Raw genomic sequence first — 17746 nt, 5'->3', positions numbered from 1 at the left:
CGTTCCGAGGCCATCCGCGTCCGACAGGTTGTTCGACGCCCGCAGCGTCTGTCCTTGCTTCGCCTCGCCGCTGATCGTGACGCTGCCGCTAGGCAGGTCGTTGACGTTGGCGACGACGCTCGTCGCTGCCGAAGTCTTCAACTCAACGGTGCCGCCGCCGTCGGTGTAGCTCGCGCGGACCTTGATGGCCTTGCCAACTTGGTCTTGCGTGAGCGTGTAGCTGTCACCGATCGCACCATCGATGGCGACGTCGTTGGCCAGCCATTGGTAGCTAATGGTGCCGAGGCCGTCGGCGTCAGACAGATTGTTGGTAGCGGTCAGCGTCTGGCCTTGCGTGGCCGTACCGCTGATCGTGACGCTGCCGTCGGGCAGGTCGTTGATGTTGGCGACGACGTTCGTCGCGGCCGAAGTCTTCGACTCAACAGCGCTGCCACCGTCGGTGTAGCTCGCCCGAACCGTGATGACCTTGCCGACTTGGTCCTGGGTCAGTCGGTAGCTGTCGCCTGTCGCACCGTCGATCGCGACTTCGTTGGCAAGCCACTGGTAGCGGATGGTGCCAAGGCCGTCGAGGTCTGACAGGTTGTTGGTTGCCGTCAGGATCTGGCCTTGCGTGGCCGTACCGCTGATCGTGACGTTGCCGCTGGGCAGGTCGTTGATGTTGGCGACGACGCTCGTCGCAGCCGAGGTCTTCGACTCAGCGGTGCTGCCACCGTCGGTGTAGCTCGCGCGGACCTTGATGGCCTTGCCAACTTGGTCTTGCGTGAGCGTGTAGCTGTCACCGATCGCGCCGTCGATGGCAATGTCGTTGGCGAGCCATTGGTAGCTGATCGTGCCAAGGCCGTCGAGGTCCGACAGGTTGTTGGTTGCCGTCAGGATCTGGCCTTGCGTGGCCGTGCCGCTGATCGTGACGTTGCCGCTGGGCAGGTCGTTGATGTTGGCGACGACGCTCGTCGCAGCCGAGGTCTTCGACTCAGCGGTGCTGCCACCGTCGGTGTAGCTCGCGCGAACGGTGATGACCTTGCCGACTTGGTCTTGGGTCAGTCGGTAACTTTCGCCGGTCGCCCCGTCGATCGCGATGTCGTTGGCGAACCACTGATAGCTGATCGTGCCGAGGCCGTCGTTGTCAGCCAGGTTGTTCATTGCCGTCAGCATCTGGCCTTGCGTGGCCGTGCCGCTGATCGTCACGCTGCCGGTAGGCAAGTCGTTGATATTGGCGACAACGCTCGTCGCTGCCGAAGTCTTGGACTCAACGGTGCTGCCACCGTCGGTGTAGCTCGCTCGGACCTTGATGACCTTGCCGACTTGGTCTTGCGTCAGCGTGTAGCTATCACCGATCGCACCATCAATAGCGACGTCGTTGGCGAGCCACTGGTAGCTGATGGTGCCCAGGCCGTCGGCGTCGGCTAGGTTGTTCACTGCCATCAGCGTCTGGCCTTGCGTGGCCATACCGCTGATCGTCACGTCCCCCGTTGGCGCGTCGTTCGAGTTCGTGACAACAGCCGTGTCCGCCGAGGTCTTCGATTCAGCGGTGCTGCCGCCGTCGGTGTAGCTCGCTCGAACCTTGATGGTCTTGCCAACTTGGTCTTGCGTGAGCGTGTAGCTGTCACCGATCGCGCCGTCGATGGCAATGTCGTTGGCCAGCCACTGGTAGCTGATGGCGCCTAGCCCGTCGAGATCAGCCAAGTTGTTGGTCGCCGTCAGCATCTCGCCTTGCGTGGCCGTGCCGCTGATCGTCACGCTGCCGCTGGGCAGGTCGTTGAGGTTGGCAACAGTGCTCGTCGCGGTTGAGGTCTTCGATTCGACGGTGCTGCCGCCGTCGGTGAAGCTCGCGCGAACCTTGATGATCTTGCCGACCTCGTCTTGGGTCAGCCTGTAGCTGTCACCGATCGCGCCGTCGATGGCGACGTCGTTGGCCAGCCATTGGTAGCTGATCGCGCCGAGCCCGTCGAGGTCAGCAAGGTTGTTCACCGCCATCAGCGTCTGGCCTTGCGTGGCCATGCCGCTGATCGTCACTTCGCCCGTTGGTGCGTCGTTGAGGTTGGCGACGACGCTCGTCGCGGCCGAAATCTTGGACTCAACGGTGCTGCCACCGTCGGTGTAGCTCGCTCGGACCTTGATGACCTTGCCGACTTGGTCTTGCGTCAGCGTGTAGCTATCACCGATCGCCCCTTCGATGACGACGTCGTTCGCGAGCCATTGGTAGCTGATGGTGCCCAGGCCGTCGGCGTCAGACAGGTTGTTCGACGCTCGCAGCATCTGGCCTTGCTTCGCCTCTCCGCTGATCGTGACTTCGCCCGTTGGCGCGTCGTTCGAGTTCGTGACAACAGCCGTGGCCGCCGAGGTCTTCGATTCAGCAGTGCCACCACCGTCGGTGTAGCTGACTCGGACCTGGATGGTCGCGCCGACCTGGTCTTGGGTCAGCCGGTAGCTGTCGCCCGTCGCGCTGTCGATGGCAATGTCGTTGGCGAGCCATTGGTAGCTGATCGTGCCCAGGCCGTCGAGGTCCGACAGGTTGTTGGTAGCGGTCAACATCTGGCCTTGCGTAGCCGTGCCGCTGATCGTGACGCTGCCGCTAGGCAGGTCGTTGACGTTGGCGACGACGCTCGTCGCTGCCGAAGTCTTCAACTCAACGGTGCCGCCGCCGTCGGTGTAGCTCGCGCGAACCTTGATGGTCTTGCCGACTTGGTCTTGCGTCAGCGTGTAGCTGTCACCGATCGCGCCGTCGATGGCGATGTCGTTCGCCAGCCATTGGTAGCTGATGGTGCCGAGGCCGTCGGTGTCAGCCAGGTTGTTCGACGCCCGCAGCGTCTGGCCTTGCTTCGCCTCTCCGCTGATCGTGACTTCGCCCGTCGGCGCGTCGTTCGAGTTTGTGACAACAGCCGTGGCCGCCGAGGTCTTCGATTCAGAGGTGCCGCCACCGTCGGTGTAGCTCGCCCGAACGGTGATGACCTTGCCGACTTGGTCTTGGGTCAGTCGGTAGCTGTCGCCCGTCGCGCCGTCGATGGCGATGTCGTTGGCCAGCCATTGGTAGCTGATCGTGCCAAGGCCGTCGAGGTCCGACAGGTTGTTGGATGCCGTCAGCATCTGGCCTTGCGTGGCCGTGCCGCTGATCGAGACGCTGCCGCTGGGCAGGTCGTTGAGATTGGCAACAGCGCTCGTTGCCGCCGAGGTCTTCGACTCAACGGTGCTGCCACCGTCGGTGTAGCTCGCGCGGACTGAGATGACCTTGCCGACTTGGTCTTGCGTCAGCGTGTAGCTGTCACCGATCGCGCCGTCGATCGCGATGTCGTTGGCCAGCCATTGGTAGCTGATCATTCCGAGGCCATCCGCGTCCGACAGGTTGTTCGATGCCCGCAGCGTCTGGCCTTGCTTGGCCTCGCCGCTGATCGTGACGCTGCCGCTAGGCAAGTCGTTGATGTTTGCGACGGCGCTCGTCGCTGCCGAGGTCTTCGACTCAACGGTGCTGCCACCGTCGGTGTAGCTCGCTCGGACCTTGATGACCTTGCCGACTTGGTCTTGCGTCAGCGTGTAGCTATCACCGATCGCCCCTTCGATGACGACGTCGTTCGCGAGCCATTGGTAGCTGATGGTGCCGAGGCCGTCGGTGTCAGCCAGGTTGTTCGACGCCCGCAGCGTCTGGCCTTGCTTCGCCTCTCCGCTGATCGTGACTTCGCCCGTTGGCGCGTCGTTCGAGTTCGTGACAACAGCCGTGGCTGCTGAGGTTTTCGACTCAACGGTGCCGTCGCCGTCGGTGTAGCTCGCTCGAACGGCGATGACCTTGCCGACTTGGTCTTGGGTCAGCCGATAGCTGTCGCCCGTCGCGCCGTCGATGGCGACGTCGTTGGCCAGCCATTGGTAGGTGATGCCGCCCAGGCCGTCGGCGTCAGATAGGTTGTTGGTAGCGGTCAGCATCTGGCCTTGCGTGGCCGTGCCGCTGATCGTCACGCTGCCGCTAGGCAAGTCGTTGATATTGGCGACAACGCTCGTCGCTGCCGAAGTCTTGGACTCAACGGTGCTGCCACCGTCGGTGTAGCTCGCTCGAACCTTGATGACCTTGCCGACCTGATTTTGGGTCAGTCGGTAGCTGTCACCGATCGCGCCGTCGATGGCGACGTCGTTGGCGAACCATTGGTAGCTGACGCTGCCCAGTCCGTCGGCGTCAGACAGGTTGTTGGTAGCGGTCAGCATCTGGCCTTGCTTCGCCTCGCCGCTGATCGTGACGTTGCCGCTGGGCAGGTCGTTAAGGTTGGCAACGACGCTCGTCGCAGTCGAGGTCTTCGACTCAACGGTGCCGCCGCCGTCGGTGTAGCTCGCCCGAACCTTGATGACCTGGCCAACTTGGTCTTGGGTCAGCCGGTAGCTGTCACCGGTCGCACCTTCGATGGCAATGTCGTTGGCGAGCCATTGGTAGCTGATGGTGCCGAGGCCGTCGAGGTCCGACAGGTTGTTGGTTGCCGTCAGGATCTGGCCTTGCGTGACCGTGCCGCTGATCGTCACGCTGCCGCTGGGCACGTCGTTGAGGTTGGCAACGGCGCTCGTCGCTGCCGAGGTCTTCGACTCAACAGTGCCGCCGCCGTCGGTGTAGCTCGCTCGAACGGCGATGACCTTGCCAACTTGGTCTTGGGTCAGCCGGTAGCTGTCGCCCGTCGCGCCGTCGATGGCGATGTCGTTCGCGAGCCATTGGTAGCTGATGGTGCCGAGGCCGTCGGTGTCAGCCAGGTTGTTCGACGCCCGCAGCGTCTGGCCTTGCTTCGCCTCTCCGCTGATCGTGACTTCGCCCGTCGGCGCGTCGTTCGAGTTTGTGACAACAGCCGTGGCCGCCGAGGTCTTCGATTCAGCGGTGCCGCCACCGTCGGTGTAGCTCGCCCGAACGGTGATGACCTTGCCGACTTGGTCTTGGGTCAGTCGGTAGCTGTCGCCCGTCGCGCCGTCGATGGCGATGTCGTTGGCGAACCACTGATAGCTAATGGTGCCGAGGCCGTCGGCGTCAGACAGGTTGTTCACCGCCATCAGCGTCTGGCCTTGCGTGGCCGTGCCGCTGATCGTCACGTCGCCCGTTGGCGCGTCGTTCGAGTTCGTGACGACAGCCGTGGCCGCCGAGGTCTTCGATTCAGCGGTGCCGCCACCGTCGGTGTAGCTCGCTCGAACCTTGATGGTCTTGCCGACTTGGTCTTGCGTCAGCGTGTAGCTGTCACCGATCGCGCCGTCGATGGCAATGTCGTTGGCGAGCCATTGGTAGCTGATGGTTCCCAGGCCGTCGGTGTCAGCCAGGTTGTTCGATGTCCGCAGCGTCTGGCCTTGCTTCGCCTCTCCGCTGATCGTCACGCTGCCGCTAGGCACGTCGTTGAGGTTGGCAACAACGCTGGTCGCTGCCGAAGTCTTCGACTCAACGGCGCTGCCGCCGTCGGTGTAGCTCGCGCGAACTGAGATGACCTTTCCGACTTGGTCTTGGGTCAGTCGGTAGCTGTCGCCGGTCGCCCCGTCGATCGCGATGTCGTTGGCGAACCACTGATAGCTGATGGTGCCGAGGCCGTCGGCGTCAGACAGGTTGTTCACCGCCATCAGCGTCTGGCCTTGCGTGGCCATGCCGCTGATCGTCACGTCGCCCGTTGGCGCGTCGTTGAGGTTTGCGACGACGCTCGTCGCGGCCGAGGTCTTCGACTCAACGGCGCTGCCGCCGTCGGTGTAGCTCGCGCGAACTGAGATGACCTTTCCGACTTGGTCTTGGGTCAGTCGGTAGCTGTCGCCGATCGCACCATCGATGGCGACGTCGTTGGCCAGCCATTGGTAGCTAATGGTGCCGAGGCCGTCGTTGTCAGCCAGGTTGTTCACTGCCGTCAGCGTCTGGCCTTGCGTGGCCGTGCCGCTGATCGTCACGCTGCCGCTAGGCAGGTCGTTGACGTTGGCGACGACGCTCGTCGCATCCGAGGCCTTCGACTCAACGGTGCTGCCGCCGTCGGTGTAGCTCGCCCGAACGGTGATGACCTTGCCGACTTGGTCTTGGGTCAGCGTGTAGCTGTCACCGATCGCGCCGTCGATCGCGATGTCGTTGGCCAGCCATTGGTAGCTGATCATTCCGAGGCCATCCGCGTCCGACAGGTTGTTCGATGCCCGCAGCGTCTGGCCTTGCTTGGCCTCGCCGCTGATCGTGACGCTGCCGCTAGGCAGGTCGTTGAGGTTGGCGACAACGCTCGTCGCTGCCGAGGTCTTCGACTCAACAGTGCTGCCGCCGTCGGTGTAGCTCGCTCGAACCTTGATGGTCTTGCCGACCTGGTTTTGGGTCAGCGTGTAGCTGTCACCCATCGCGCGGTCGATTGCGATGTCGTCGGCGAGCCACTGGTAGCTGATGGTCCCGACGCCATCCGCGTCCGACAGGTTGTTCGACGCCCGCAGCGTCTGTCCTTGCTTCGCCTCGCCGCTGATGGTGACGCCGCCGCTAGGCAGGTCGTTGAGGTTGGCGACAACGCTCGTCGCTGCCGAGGTCTTCGACTCAACAGTGCTGCCGCCGTCGGTGTAGCTCGCTCGAACCTTGATGGTCTTGCCGACCTGGTCTTGGGTCAGCGTGTAGCTGTCACCGATCGCGCGGTCGATTGCGATGTCGTTGGCGAGCCACTGGTAGCTGATGGTCCCGAGGCCATCCGCGTCCGACAGGTTGTTCGACGCCCGCAGCGTCTGGCCTTGCTTCGCCTCTCCGCTGATCGTGACTTCGCCCGTTGGCGCGTCGTTCGAGTTCGTGACAACAGCCGTCGCTGCCGAGGTCTTCGACTCAACGGTGCTGCCACCGTCGGTGTAGCTCGCTCGGACCTTGATGGTCTTGCCGACTTGGTCGTGCGTGAGCGTGTAGCTCTCACCGATCGCCCCTTCGATGACGACGTCGTTCGCGAGCCATTGGTAGCCGATCGTTCCGAGGCCATCCGCGTCCGACAGGTTGTTCGACGCCCGCAGCGTCTGTCCTTGCTTCGCCTCGCCGCTGATCGTGACGCTGCCGCTAGGCAAGTCGTTGATGTTTGCGACGGCGCTCGTCGCTGCCGAGGTCTTCGATTCAACGGTGCCGCCGCCGTCGGTGTAGCCGGCTCGAACCTTGATGGTCTTGCCGACTTGGTCTTGGGTCAGCCGGTAGCTCTCACCGATCGCCCCTTCGATGGCGATGTCGTTCGCCAGCCATTGGTAGCTGATGGTGCCGAGGCCGTCGGTGTCAGCCAGGTTGTTCGACGCCCGCAGCGTCTGGCCTTGCTTCGCCTCTCCGCTGATCGTGACTTCGCCCGTCGGCGCGTCGTTCGAGTTTGTGACAACAGCCGTGGCCGCCGAGGTCTTCGATTCAGAGGTGCCGCCACCGTCGGTGTAGCTCGCCCGAACGGTGATGACCTTGCCGACTTGGTCTTGGGTCAGTCGGTAGCTGTCGCCCGTCGCGCCGTCGATGGCGATGTCGTTGGCCAGCCATTGGTAGCTGATCGTGCCAAGGCCGTCGAGGTCCGACAGGTTGTTGGATGCCGTCAGCATCTGGCCTTGCGTGGCCGTGCCGCTGATCGAGACGCTGCCGCTGGGCGGGTCGTTGAGATTGGCAACAGCGCTCGTTGCCGCCGAGGTCTTCGACTCAACGGTGCTGCCACCGTCGGTGTAGCTCGCGCGAACTGAGATGACCTTGCCGACTTGGTCTTGCGTCAGCGTGTAGCTCTCACCGATCGCCCCTTCGATGACGACGTCGTTCGCGAGCCATTGGTAGCTGATGGTTCCCAGGCCGTCGGTGTCAGCCAGGTTGTTCGATGTCCGCAGCGTCTGGCCTTGCTTCGCCTCTCCGCTGATCGTCACGCTGCCGCTGGGCAGGTCGTTGAGGTTGGCAACAGCGCTGGTCGCGGCCGAGGTCTTCGACTCAACAGTGCCGCCGCCGTCGGTGTAGCTCGCTCGAACGGCGATGACCTTGCCGACTTGGTCTTGGGTCAGCCGGTAGCTGTCGCCCGTCGCGCTGTCGATGGCAATGTCGTTGGCGAGCCATTGGTAGCTGATCGTGCCCAGGCCGTCGAGGTCCGACAGGTTGTTGGTAGCGGTCAACATCTGGCCTTGCGTAGCCGTGCCGCTGATCGTGACGCTGCCGCTAGGCAGGTCGTTGAGGTTGGCAACTGCGCTGGTCGCGGCCGAGGTCTTCGATTCAGCGGTGCTGCCGCCGTCGGTGTAGCTCGCTCGGACCGAGATGACTTTGCCGACCTGGTCTTGCGTAAGGGTGTAGCTGTCCCCGATCGCACCATCGATCGCGATGTCGTTGGCGAGCCATTGGTAGCTGATCGTGCCGAGTCCGTCGAGGTCCGACAGGTTGTTGGTTGCCGTCAGGATCTGGCCTTGCGTGGCCGTGCCGCTGATCGTCACGCTGCCGTCGGGCAGGTCGTTGATGTTGGCGACGACGCTGGTCGCAGCCGATGTCTTCGACTCAACAGTGCCGCCGCCATCGGTGTAGCTCGCTCGTACCTTGATGACCTTGCCGACCTGGTCTTGGGTCAGCCGGTAGCTGTCACCCGTCGCACCTTCGATGGCAATGTCATTGGCGAGCCAGTGGTAGCTGATCGCACCCAGGCCGTCCGCGTCCGACAGGTTGTTCGACGCGTGCAGTGTCTGGCCTTGCTCCGCTTCGCCGCTGATCGTCACGTCCCCAGTGGCTGCGTGATTGACGGGTGACTGAGGCGTGCTCGTGGCGGATCTCGCTCGGGTCAGGGCGGCGGCCAGTTCGCCTTGGGCCTGCGCGTCGAGTCTCGGGAGGTCGTCTTCCGCGACGACCGCCACAAATGCGAGGTCGCTGGCGTAGGACGCTTGGACGGCGTCCAGGCTGTTTCCGGCCTGGACGGCCGCGTCCATTTGCGCCAGCAGTTGGCCATGGAGATCGGGGGAGCTGGCGTCAACCACCATGCCTTCGGCGTTCACCGTGACGGTCGGTGACGCGCCGAGGTGCTGGAGTTCGCGGCTGCCGTCGCCCAGGGACAAGCCCTTGGCAGCTGCGCGCGCGCGGGATTGGACCTCGGCGGGCGCCATGTCGATGGTGGCGCCGTCCTTGAGCATCGTGCGCGCCAGCACGTCGGTCAGCTGGGTGATGTGTACCCGCAGTGCGTCGCTCGACAGCACGGTGACGGTGCGCAGCTCGCCGGGCAGGTTCACCGGGCTGCGCTGGCTTTCGCTGGCGTGGTCGGGTGCGTCGCCGGTGCTCCACAAGCGCAGCACGATGACCGTGCCTATGTGGCTGGCGTCGATCGTTAGACGGAAGACGCCTTGTTCGTCGACGCTGGTGCTCGCCAGGATCGTCTGCCCATCGGCCGTGCGTGCGTCCACCTTCAGGTCATTGCCCAGGACCACCGGGCCCATCAGCGCCTGACCTTCGAGGGTGATCGTCGTTGCCGGTGCAGGTGACGGTGCAGGTGCTGGTGCAGGTTTGGCCGCGCCGCCACTCGCCACGGCCAGGACCAGTCCACCGATCAGGCCCGCCCCGGCGAGCCAAGTCAGGCCGGTGTGGGGTGCGAGCGCGGGTTCGTCCACGCCCGTCACCGGCGCGGCAGGAGCCGGCGCGGCCACGGTCGACACGTGCCCCTCGGCGGCTGGGGCCGCTGCGGTCGCGTCGGCCAGGATCTGCGTGGTGTCCGTCTCGGGCAATGCGCCTTCGATCGCTTCGGCGGGCGCATCGTGGACGTCTTGGGGCGGTAAGTCGAGGGTGTCCTCATCGACCCGCCGACGGCGAACGGGCGCAGGTGAAGGGATCGCCTGCGGGCGCGGCGTGGCGGGTTGGGTCATGACGGTTCTCCCTGAGCTGACATGGCCGCAGGCCTGGTCACCTGCGGAGAAACGAATTTTCTAGAGCGTGTACGAGCCGATTCGTCAGGTGTGCTCCCTGGCTTGGATCGGTCACCACTGACTCACAAAGGCCATTGACTGACCTTCGGGGCGCGACATGGCCCTGGAGACACCGCCGACGGTGCTGACCGGAGATGTGCCCGACAGCCGGACCTGGGTGCCCTGCAAATGCTCAGCGGACACCCTGAGGATGCTGGCATCGGCGTTCGGGGCGGTCATCAAGCCCAGGAGGGTGGCCCGGTTGACGGCCTGCGAGGCGCCCAGGTCCACTTGCAGCCAGCCGGTCACCGCCTGGTCTGCCGCGCCGTAGCTGTGGCTCCAGCCGTTGCTGGCGTCGACCAGAAGACTGGCTGACCAGCCAGGGCCGCAATCTCTTTGAGGAACGACGCGCACGGGCTTGTTCAGGGCCACGTTGGCGCCTCGTGCCTCCGGGATGAGTTCACCCAGGTCCCAGTCGTCCAAGGTTGACCGATCCAGAGACACATAGGCACAACGTGCGGCACGCGCCAGCTCGGCCTGAAGGATGTGCGTGCCGGCCGACAGTGCGGTGGTCGGCGTGTAGCGCCAGTCGGCGCTGCCGGCGCTGCCGGCGCTGACGCTGGCCGTGCCCAGCCAGCGCTGCGGACAGGCTGGCCTGCGCGGCCTCGCCCTTCTCGGCGACCGTCTCACCGGAGGCCTGTTGACTGTCGACGCCTTGCAGGCTGCGGAGGCGAGCGCGGGCCGCTGCCGGCGCGCGTTCAGGTCGATGACGCGGCTTCCAGTCGATAACCCAGCCCGCGAACGGTCTGGATCAGCGACGGCTGCCCCTCGACGTCGATGCGCAAGCGCAGGCGACGGATGTAGACATCGACGACGTTGGTGAGCGGGTCCTCGCTGCTGCCCCAGACACTGGCGAGGATGCGTTCCCGGCTGAACAGCCGACCAGGAGCGCCCAGAAACAGTTCAAGCAGCGCCAGCTCCCGGGCGGTCAGCGTCAGGGGCTTGCCGGCGCGGCTGGCCTGCATGCGCGTCAGATCCAGTTCGAGGTCCGCATGCCGCAGCACGCTGGCCTCCGGCGGTCGCATGTCGCGGCTGCGCCGCGCCAGGGCCTCCAGCCGCGCCAGCAGCTCCTCGAAGTCAAACGGCTTGCAGAGGTAGTCGTCCGCACCCAGGCGCAGACCAGCGACCCTGTCCTCCAGCGAGGTCTGGGCCGTGAGCACCAGGATCGGCAGCCAGATCCGTTGCGTGCGCAGCGCCTGGCAGATCTCCAGGCCGCCCATGCCGGGCAGCATCATGTCCAGCAGCAGCAAGGTCATGTCGCCATGCGACTGCGCCTGACGCGCCGCGTCCTGGGCCATCGCGAGGCCGGTGAGTCCATCGGCGGCACGCTGCACCCGGTGTCCCTCTGCGCGCAGACCACGCGTCAGGAAATCGGCGATGCGGTCGTCGTCCTCGACGATCAAGATGTTCATGCCTGCCTCAGCGGGTCGGTTTCCGGGGCCGCAGACGGCAACAGCAGGCGCGCGACCGTGCCTTGGCCGGGCTGGCTGCTGAGCTCGATCCAGCCGCCATGGGCCCGCGCCAACGACTGCGCGATCGCCAGACCCAGGCCGCTCCCCTCGGGACGCAGCCGGCGCGCCTGCTCGCCCCGGAAGTGACGCTCGAAGACCTGCGGCAGCTCGCTCGGCGCGATCCCGGCGCCGTCATCGGCCACCTCGACGCAGCAGGGGGCGCCGGGTCGTTCGGCCGCCCGCAAGCGCATGCGGACCTCACTGCCCGGCTCGGAGTAGCGCACCGCGTTGTCCAGCAGGATCAGCAGCAGTTGCCGCAGCCGCTGCGCATCGCCCAGGACGGTGCAGCCGCCCGCAGGCTTGTCGACGGCCTGCAAGGTGACGCCCCGGGACGCGCCCAGGGCAGAAGCCTGCAGCAGCGCATCTCGTGCGGTCTCGCAGAGGTCCAACGGACGCTTGATCAGCGACAGGGCATCGATGTCACTGCGCGCCGTGGCCAGCAGGTCATCGATCACCGCAGCCAACTGGCGCGAGGTGTCGACGATGCGGTGCAGCGTGGCCTTGTAGTCCTCGGGCGTCCGGTCCGCGCCGCGCAGCGTGATCTCGGCCTCGCCCCGGATCACGGTCGTGGGCGTGCGCAGCTCATGGCTCACGTCGGCGACGAGCTGTCGCCGCCGCAGGTCGGACTGGCTCAAGGCATGCAAGGCTTCGCGCAGTTCGAGGGTGCGCGCATCGACCTGGGCTTCCAGGCGCTGGCGTTGCGCCGCTTCACGCTCGCGGTGCTGCTCCAGCTCGGCGGCCATGGCATTGACACTGAGTGCGACGGCCGAGAACTCGTCGGCGCCTTCGAGCCGGATGCGATGCTGCAGTTGTCCATCGCGCAGCGCGAGCGCACCTTCGTTGAGCAAATGCATCGGCCGGCGCAGCGCCAGGTTGAAGTAGAGGGCCGCCACGACGGCCAGCACGGCCAGGGTCGCGGCCATGGCAAGCCAGAAGCCCCGCATCCAGGCCAAGGACGCATCGGCAGCGGAGCGCTCGCGGATCACCGCGTCGGACTCGCGCGCGAGGCTGTCGGCGATGAGCTGACGGACGTCACGCCCTTGCGAGCGTTCGAACACGGCATTCAGCGCCAGCCAGGCCTGCTGGGCGTCGGCATCCGGCGACAGGGGCCGCGCGGCACGGATGGCCACGTCCAGTTCGGCGAGGCTGGACGTCAGGACCTGCAGGGCATCTTGGCGGCGCAGGTGTTCTTCGCGCTTGAGGGCGCTGCCGTCCAGGGCAACGGCCGCCGTCGACAGCTGGTCCAGGCGCTCGAGCGTGCGCCGCATTTCCAGCTGCAGGGCATCCCTCGTCACATCATCCCCGCCGCCGCCCTGCTGGCGTTGGGCGACCCAGTTGCGCAAGCGTTGCTTGGTGGCTGACAGCTCGACGAAGGCGGTCCGTATGTCACTGGCCACGCGCCCGCGCTCGACCTGCAGTTCGGCCACGCTGAGCGCTGCGGCCGCGCCCAGACCTTCGGCCACCGCCACGGCGGCCAGCAGTCCCAGGGCGATGGAGAGGCGGCGTCTGAACATCGCACGATTCTCAGGTGCTCGCCGCTCGGCTCGGGCGGTTTCATCTGGCGTTCATTCGCGCCTCATCGTCTGCTCATCGGCCCGTCAGGGCCTGTCCATGCGGCGTGGCTGCAATAGCGATCAGGTTGAGGTCCACGTGACACCGGCCGCTCGACTTGTCTGACAAACCACAGAGGAATGAACATGAAACGCACCGCTGCCCTGCTCGCCCCCTTCATGCTGGCCTGCGCCAGCCTGACCGTCCACGCCAAGGGTGTCGTCGTCAACCAGGCCATCACCGAGGCGGAGGTCCTGGCGACCCAGCAAGGCTGGTGTCGGGCCTTGGTGGACATCTCCGCAGCCGGCGCTGCAGGCGGCCAGCCAGCGGCCAAGGCCCTGGCCGAGAAGGTGATCGACGCGGCCTACGGCTACCAGATGGGCGCCGTGCTGTTCAAGCCGACCCTGACGACGCAGCCGCAGACCTTCCGCACGACCCGTGCCGGCGCCTTGGCCTACTTTGTCGGCGGCGACGCGGCCTACCCGAAGGACACCGGCTTCGCGCTCAAGGGATGGACCCGCTGCGAGATCGACAACGCCGCGATCTTCATCACAGGCGACAGCGCGACCTCGATGGGCCGGGTCCACATCACTGGCACCAACGGCAAGGTGACGACCGTCGACAAGACCTGGGGCTTCGTCAAGGACGACGCCGGCAAGCTGCGCATCGTCGTCCATCACTCGTCGCTCGAACACGTCGAGCGCTGAGCCCTTGCTCTCAGCTCTTGCGCTTCGCCCGCGGATGCGCCGCGTCATAGATCGCCGCCAGGTGCTGGTGATCCAGCCGCGTGTAGACCTGGGTGGTGCTGATCTGGGCATGGCCGAGCAGTTCCTGCACCGCCCGCAGGTCGCCGCTGGACTGCAGCAGGTGCGAGGCATAGCTGTGGCGCAGCATGTGCGGATGGACATGGCTGGGCAGGCCGGCCTGGACGGCTCGGGCGGCCAGCCGGCGGCGCATCTGCGAGCCGGTCAGGCGGGTGCCGCGCTGGCTGACGAACAGGGCCGGCTCGTCGGGCCGGGCGAGCTGCTCACGCAGCGCCAGCCAGGCCTGGACGGCGGCGATGGCCGCCGCGCCAACCGGCACGACGCGGCGCTTGTTGCCCTTGCCGAGCACCTCGGCGTCGCCGCTGGTCAGATCAATCCAGCCGCCACCCGGGCCGCCGGGGTGCAGGTCCAGCCCGATCAGCTCGGCGCTGCGCAGGCCGCAGCCGTAGAGCAGCTCGACGATGGCGTGGTCGCGGGCATCCAGACGCGGGTCGTTCTCGCCGCTGTCGTCGCGGTGATCGGCCAGCGCGACGGCCTGGTCGACCGGCAAGGCCTTGGGCAACGGCCGCTGGCCCTTGGGCGGACGCAGGCCGTCGACCGGGTTGGACGTGACCCGCCCCTCGCGCCCCAGCCAGCGGAACAGCCCGCGCCAGGCCGCCAGGTGGATGGCGATGCTGCGCGAGCCCAGGCCCTGACCGTGCAACTGGGCCGCCCAGCGGCGCACGTGGTGGGGCCGGACCTGGTCGACGGCCAGCGTCTGGTCACGCATGGCAGCCTGCAATCGTCGCAAGGCCGCCGCATACATGATGCGGGTGCGTTCGGCCAGACGGCGCTCGACGCGTAGGTGTTCAAGGAAGGCCGTCGGGACCGGGCCGAGCGGTTCGACCGGCAGGGCCTCGGTCGGCTCCATGTGCAATGAACTCAATGCGCGGCGAACTCAGACCGGCTCGGGCAGCAGCCGGCTCAGCGCGGCACCGGCGAGTTCGCCGATGCGGGTGAGGAAGTCGGTGCCCATGTCGGCGCTGTAGCGGGTCGGGTCGGGCGAGCCCAGCACGAGCAGGCCGTAGACCGGGCTGGCGGCATCGGGCCGGATCGGGATCAGCGCCAGCGAGGCGATGCTGGCCGCATCAGGCAGCCAGTGCACGGCCTCGAAGGCCGCGTTGGCGCCGCAGTAGGGCTGGGTCAGGCCGGCGGCGAAGCTGCGCACCTCGTCGGCGATGTCGGCGGCCCACGGCCGCTCGGCGTGTTCGGGCGCCAGGTCCCACAGGCGGATCGCCGCTTGCGGGATCTGGAACTGCTCGCGCAGGTCGTCGACCAGCACGTCGGGCAGGTCGGCCGGCTCATCGACCAGCATCAGGCAGCGGGTCCAGTGGTGCAGGCGGTCGGCCAGGCCGGCGTTCTCTTGACCATGGCGGATCATGTCCATGATGCGGCGCTCCAGCCCGCGGATGCGCTCGCGCAGCATCTCCATCTGGCGCTGTTGCAGCGACACCGCCCGCTGGCCATGCGGGTTGGCCAGCTCGACGCTGGCGAGCAACTCGGCATGGCGCTCGAAGAAACCCGGGGTGTTGGCCAGGTAGTTGGCGATGTCGGTCTCTGTGATGCCCTGGATGGTCATGGGCGCCCCTCGTCCGATGGGTACATCGGCCGCTCCCCCGAGGGGATGCAGGCCTGCTTGGGAACGGCCCGGCGCTCGGCCCGCCGCAACTTCTGGTCAACAAGGGTCTTCATGCGACATGGTCAGGTAGTTGGATCTCGCCGGTGTAGACGGTCTGCGCCGGGCCGGTCATCAGGACCGGGTGGCCCAGGCCGGCCCAGGCGATGGTGAGCAAGCCGCCACGGGTGTGCACATCGACCTCGGCATCGAGCCAGCCCAGCCGGATGCCGGCGACCACCGCCGCGCAGGCGCCGGTGCCGCAGGCGAGCGTCTCGCCGGCCCCGCGTTCGTACACACGCAGGCGGACCTCGCGGCGCGAGACGACCTGCAGGAAGCCGGCGTTGACCCGGCGCGGAAAGCGGGCGTGGCCTTCGACCAGCGGGCCGATCTCGGCCACCGGCGCGGTGTCGACGTCGTGCACCCGCTGGACCGCGTGGGGGTTGCCCATCGACAGCACCGCGACGTCGACCGACGGCAGGCTGGCACCGGGCAGTGCCAGCGGCCAGAGGTCGTAGCCATCGGCCTTGTCGCTCGAATGGCCGTTGTGCGGACGCGGGCTCAGACCGTGGGCGTCGAAGGGGATGCGCTCGTGCGCGAAGACCGGCTGGTTCATGTCGACGGTGACGCGGCCATCCGGCTGCACATGCAGCTCGATCAGGCTGTTGACGGTCTCGACCTTGACGCTGCTGGCCAGCGTCAGCCCGGTGTCGCGCACGAAGCGGGCGAAGCAGCGCGCGCCGTTGCCGCACTGCTCGACCTCGTCGCCGCTGCCGCCGTTGAAGATGCGGTAGCGGAAGTCGACGCCCGGCGTGCTGCTGCGCTCGACCACCAGGATCTGGTCGGCCCCGACGCCGAAGCGCCGGTCGCCCAGAAAGCGGTAGTCGGCCGCCGACAGCGCCAGCGGCGCGCGGGTGGCGTCCAGCACGACAAAGTCGTTGCCGGCGCCCTGCATCTTGGTGAAGTGCAATCGCATCGCGGAATTATCGACCTCGGGGGCAGGGGTCTGTTGTGCAAAAGAGTGTTGGCGCCAGGGTCGGCGAGGGCGGCTCGGGACATTCCCGCGCTCGCTCGGGTTTCACCGGGCCGTCACGGCCGGAACCTACCTTGCGGGTTTTCGCCCGACCCGCAAGGAGGATCCGACATGTCCCGACTGAACACCCTGTTCGCCCGCGCCGCCGTCGCGCTGGCCGTTGCCGCTGCCACCGCCGTGGCCGCGCCCGCCCTGGCCCGTGACGATCACGGCGCGCGCGCGCCGTCCGGCCCGCTGGTCATCGGTCACCGTGGCGCTTCCGGCTACCTGCCCGAGCACACGCTGGCGTCCTATGCCTTGGCCATCGAGCTGGGCGCCGACTACGTCGAGCCGGATCTGGTCGCCACCCGCGACGGCGTGCTGATCGCCCGCCACGAGCCCAACCTGATCGCGACCACCAACGTCTCGCAGCTGCCGCAGTTCGCCGACCGCCGCCGCGACATGCTGGTCGACGGCGTGATGGAAAACGGCTTCTTCGCCAGCGACTTCACCCTGGCCGAGATCAAGACCCTGCGGGCCATCCAAGCGGTGGGCGAGCGCGATCACCGCTTCGACGGCGAGCTCTCGATCCCGACGCTGGAAGAGGTCATCGCGCTGGTCAAGCGCAAGTCGGCGCAGAAGGGCCGCACCGTCGGCATCTACCCGGAAACCAAGCACCCGACCTACCACCAGCAGCTCGGCCTGGCCCTGGAAGACCGCCTGCTGGCCGTGCTCGACAAGGCCGGCTGGAACCACCGCGACGCGCCGGTCTTCATCCAGAGCTTCGAGACCGCCAACCTGAAGTACCTGCGCAGCAAGACCCGCGTCAAGCTGGTCCAGCTGGTCGATGCCAACGACCTGAACGCTGATGGCTCGCTGGACTTCACCGCCCCCTATGACCGTCCCTACGACTGGACCGTGGACGGCCGCACCGGCCTGTTCAAGGACATCCTGAGCCCCGCCGGTCTCGACGAGGTCAAGACCTACGCCGACGGCGTCGGCCCGTGGAAGTACTACCTGCTGCCGACCGCCTGCACGGTCGTGGCCGGCGCCTGCACCGACATCAACGGTGACGGCCGCGTCAACGAGGCCGACCGCCAGCGCCTGCCCGGCACGGACGTGGTCGCCAACGCCCATGCCCGCGGCCTGGTCGTGCACCCCTACACCTTCCGCAACGAGCAGCGTCGCCTGGCGGCCGATGACGCCGGCCTGCCGGCGCGCGAGTACATGGCCTTCTACGCCCACGGCGTCGACGGCGTGTTCGCCGACTACCCGGACACCGCCGTGGCCGCGCGGGCGCTGCATCGCCTGGACAGCGACCCGAAGGCGCTGGCCTGCCTGCTCGACGAGCGCGCCTGCGCCCGTTCGCACAAGAAGGACTGAGCCC

General features: G+C 66.8%; 9 protein-coding genes. 2 read left to right on the top strand and 7 right to left on the bottom strand.

Translation table 11 applies throughout. The features are described from left to right. From EV685_RS12495 to EV685_RS12480, 4 genes are all read right to left on the bottom strand, one after another. Positions 1-9768 (bottom strand): hypothetical protein (locus EV685_RS12495; protein ID WP_130482329.1); only part of this gene is annotated, 9768 nt, incomplete at its 3' end. 111 nt (positions 9769-9879) lie between these two features. Continuing rightward, positions 9880-10497 (bottom strand): discoidin domain-containing protein, encoded by a 618-nt coding sequence (locus EV685_RS12490; protein ID WP_130482328.1) that lies wholly within the window; start codon positions 10495-10497, stop codon positions 9880-9882. Positions 10498-10565: 68 nt separating this feature from the next. After that, positions 10566-11279, bottom strand: a complete 714-nt coding sequence (locus EV685_RS12485; protein WP_130482327.1) for a response regulator transcription factor — start codon at positions 11277-11279, stop codon at positions 10566-10568. Then, positions 11276-12892, bottom strand: coding sequence for a sensor histidine kinase (locus tag EV685_RS12480; protein WP_130482326.1), 1617 nt, complete (start codon positions 12890-12892; stop codon positions 11276-11278). The genes EV685_RS12485 and EV685_RS12480 overlap by 4 nt, the downstream gene beginning before the upstream one ends. A 183-nt stretch (positions 12893-13075) precedes the next feature. Here EV685_RS12480 and EV685_RS12475 point away from each other — a divergent pair, with 183 nt between their 5' ends. Next, positions 13076-13636 carry a hypothetical protein gene (locus tag EV685_RS12475; protein WP_130482325.1) on the top strand — a complete coding sequence of 187 codons (561 nt, stop codon included), beginning with the start codon at positions 13076-13078 and terminating at the stop codon, positions 13634-13636. Between the two features lie 10 nt (positions 13637-13646). On the opposite strand, the gene EV685_RS12470 is transcribed toward EV685_RS12475, so the two are convergent. From EV685_RS12470 to dapF, 3 genes are all read right to left on the bottom strand, one after another. Then, entirely contained in the window at positions 13647-14603 is a 957-nt protein-coding gene (locus EV685_RS12470) for a tyrosine recombinase XerC (protein WP_130482324.1), read from the bottom strand. A 27-nt stretch (positions 14604-14630) separates the two neighbouring features. Beyond that, positions 14631-15311 (bottom strand): DUF484 family protein, encoded by a 681-nt coding sequence (locus EV685_RS12465; protein ID WP_130482323.1) that lies wholly within the window; start codon positions 15309-15311, stop codon positions 14631-14633. A gap of 109 nt (positions 15312-15420) precedes the next feature. Beyond that, a complete protein-coding gene (gene dapF / locus EV685_RS12460) occupies positions 15421-16323 on the bottom strand; it encodes a diaminopimelate epimerase (RefSeq protein WP_130482322.1) in 903 nt (300 codons plus the stop codon). A 168-nt stretch (positions 16324-16491) separates the two neighbouring features. On the opposite strand from dapF, the gene EV685_RS12455 reads away from it, so the two are divergent. Beyond that, positions 16492-17742, top strand: a complete 1251-nt coding sequence (locus EV685_RS12455) for a glycerophosphodiester phosphodiesterase (RefSeq protein WP_130482321.1) — start codon at positions 16492-16494, stop codon at positions 17740-17742. The last annotated feature ends 4 nt before the right edge of the window (positions 17743-17746 follow it).

It is taken from the genome of Sphaerotilus mobilis, from assembly GCF_004216565.1.
Lineage (GTDB): Bacteria > Pseudomonadota > Gammaproteobacteria > Burkholderiales > Burkholderiaceae_C > Sphaerotilus > Sphaerotilus mobilis.
This window is presented reverse-complemented; position numbering and strand designations above follow the sequence as displayed.

What these genes read in the sequence shown, in the direction of transcription:
- EV685_RS12485 (WP_130482327.1), bottom strand. Translation starts at nt 11,279, where the DNA reads ATGAACATCTTGATCGTCGAGGACGACGACCGCATCGCCGATTTCCTG.
- EV685_RS12480 (WP_130482326.1), bottom strand. Translation starts at nt 12,892, where the DNA reads ATGTTCAGACGCCGCCTCTCCATCGCCCTGGGACTGCTGGCCGCCGTG.
- EV685_RS12475 (WP_130482325.1), top strand. Translation starts at nt 13,076, where the DNA reads ATGAAACGCACCGCTGCCCTGCTCGCCCCCTTCATGCTGGCCTGCGCC.
- EV685_RS12470 (WP_130482324.1), bottom strand. Translation starts at nt 14,603, where the DNA reads ATGGAGCCGACCGAGGCCCTGCCGGTCGAACCGCTCGGCCCGGTCCCG.
- EV685_RS12465 (WP_130482323.1), bottom strand. Translation starts at nt 15,311, where the DNA reads ATGACCATCCAGGGCATCACAGAGACCGACATCGCCAACTACCTGGCC.
- dapF (WP_130482322.1), bottom strand. Translation starts at nt 16,323, where the DNA reads ATGCGATTGCACTTCACCAAGATGCAGGGCGCCGGCAACGACTTTGTC.
- EV685_RS12455 (WP_130482321.1), top strand. Translation starts at nt 16,492, where the DNA reads ATGTCCCGACTGAACACCCTGTTCGCCCGCGCCGCCGTCGCGCTGGCC.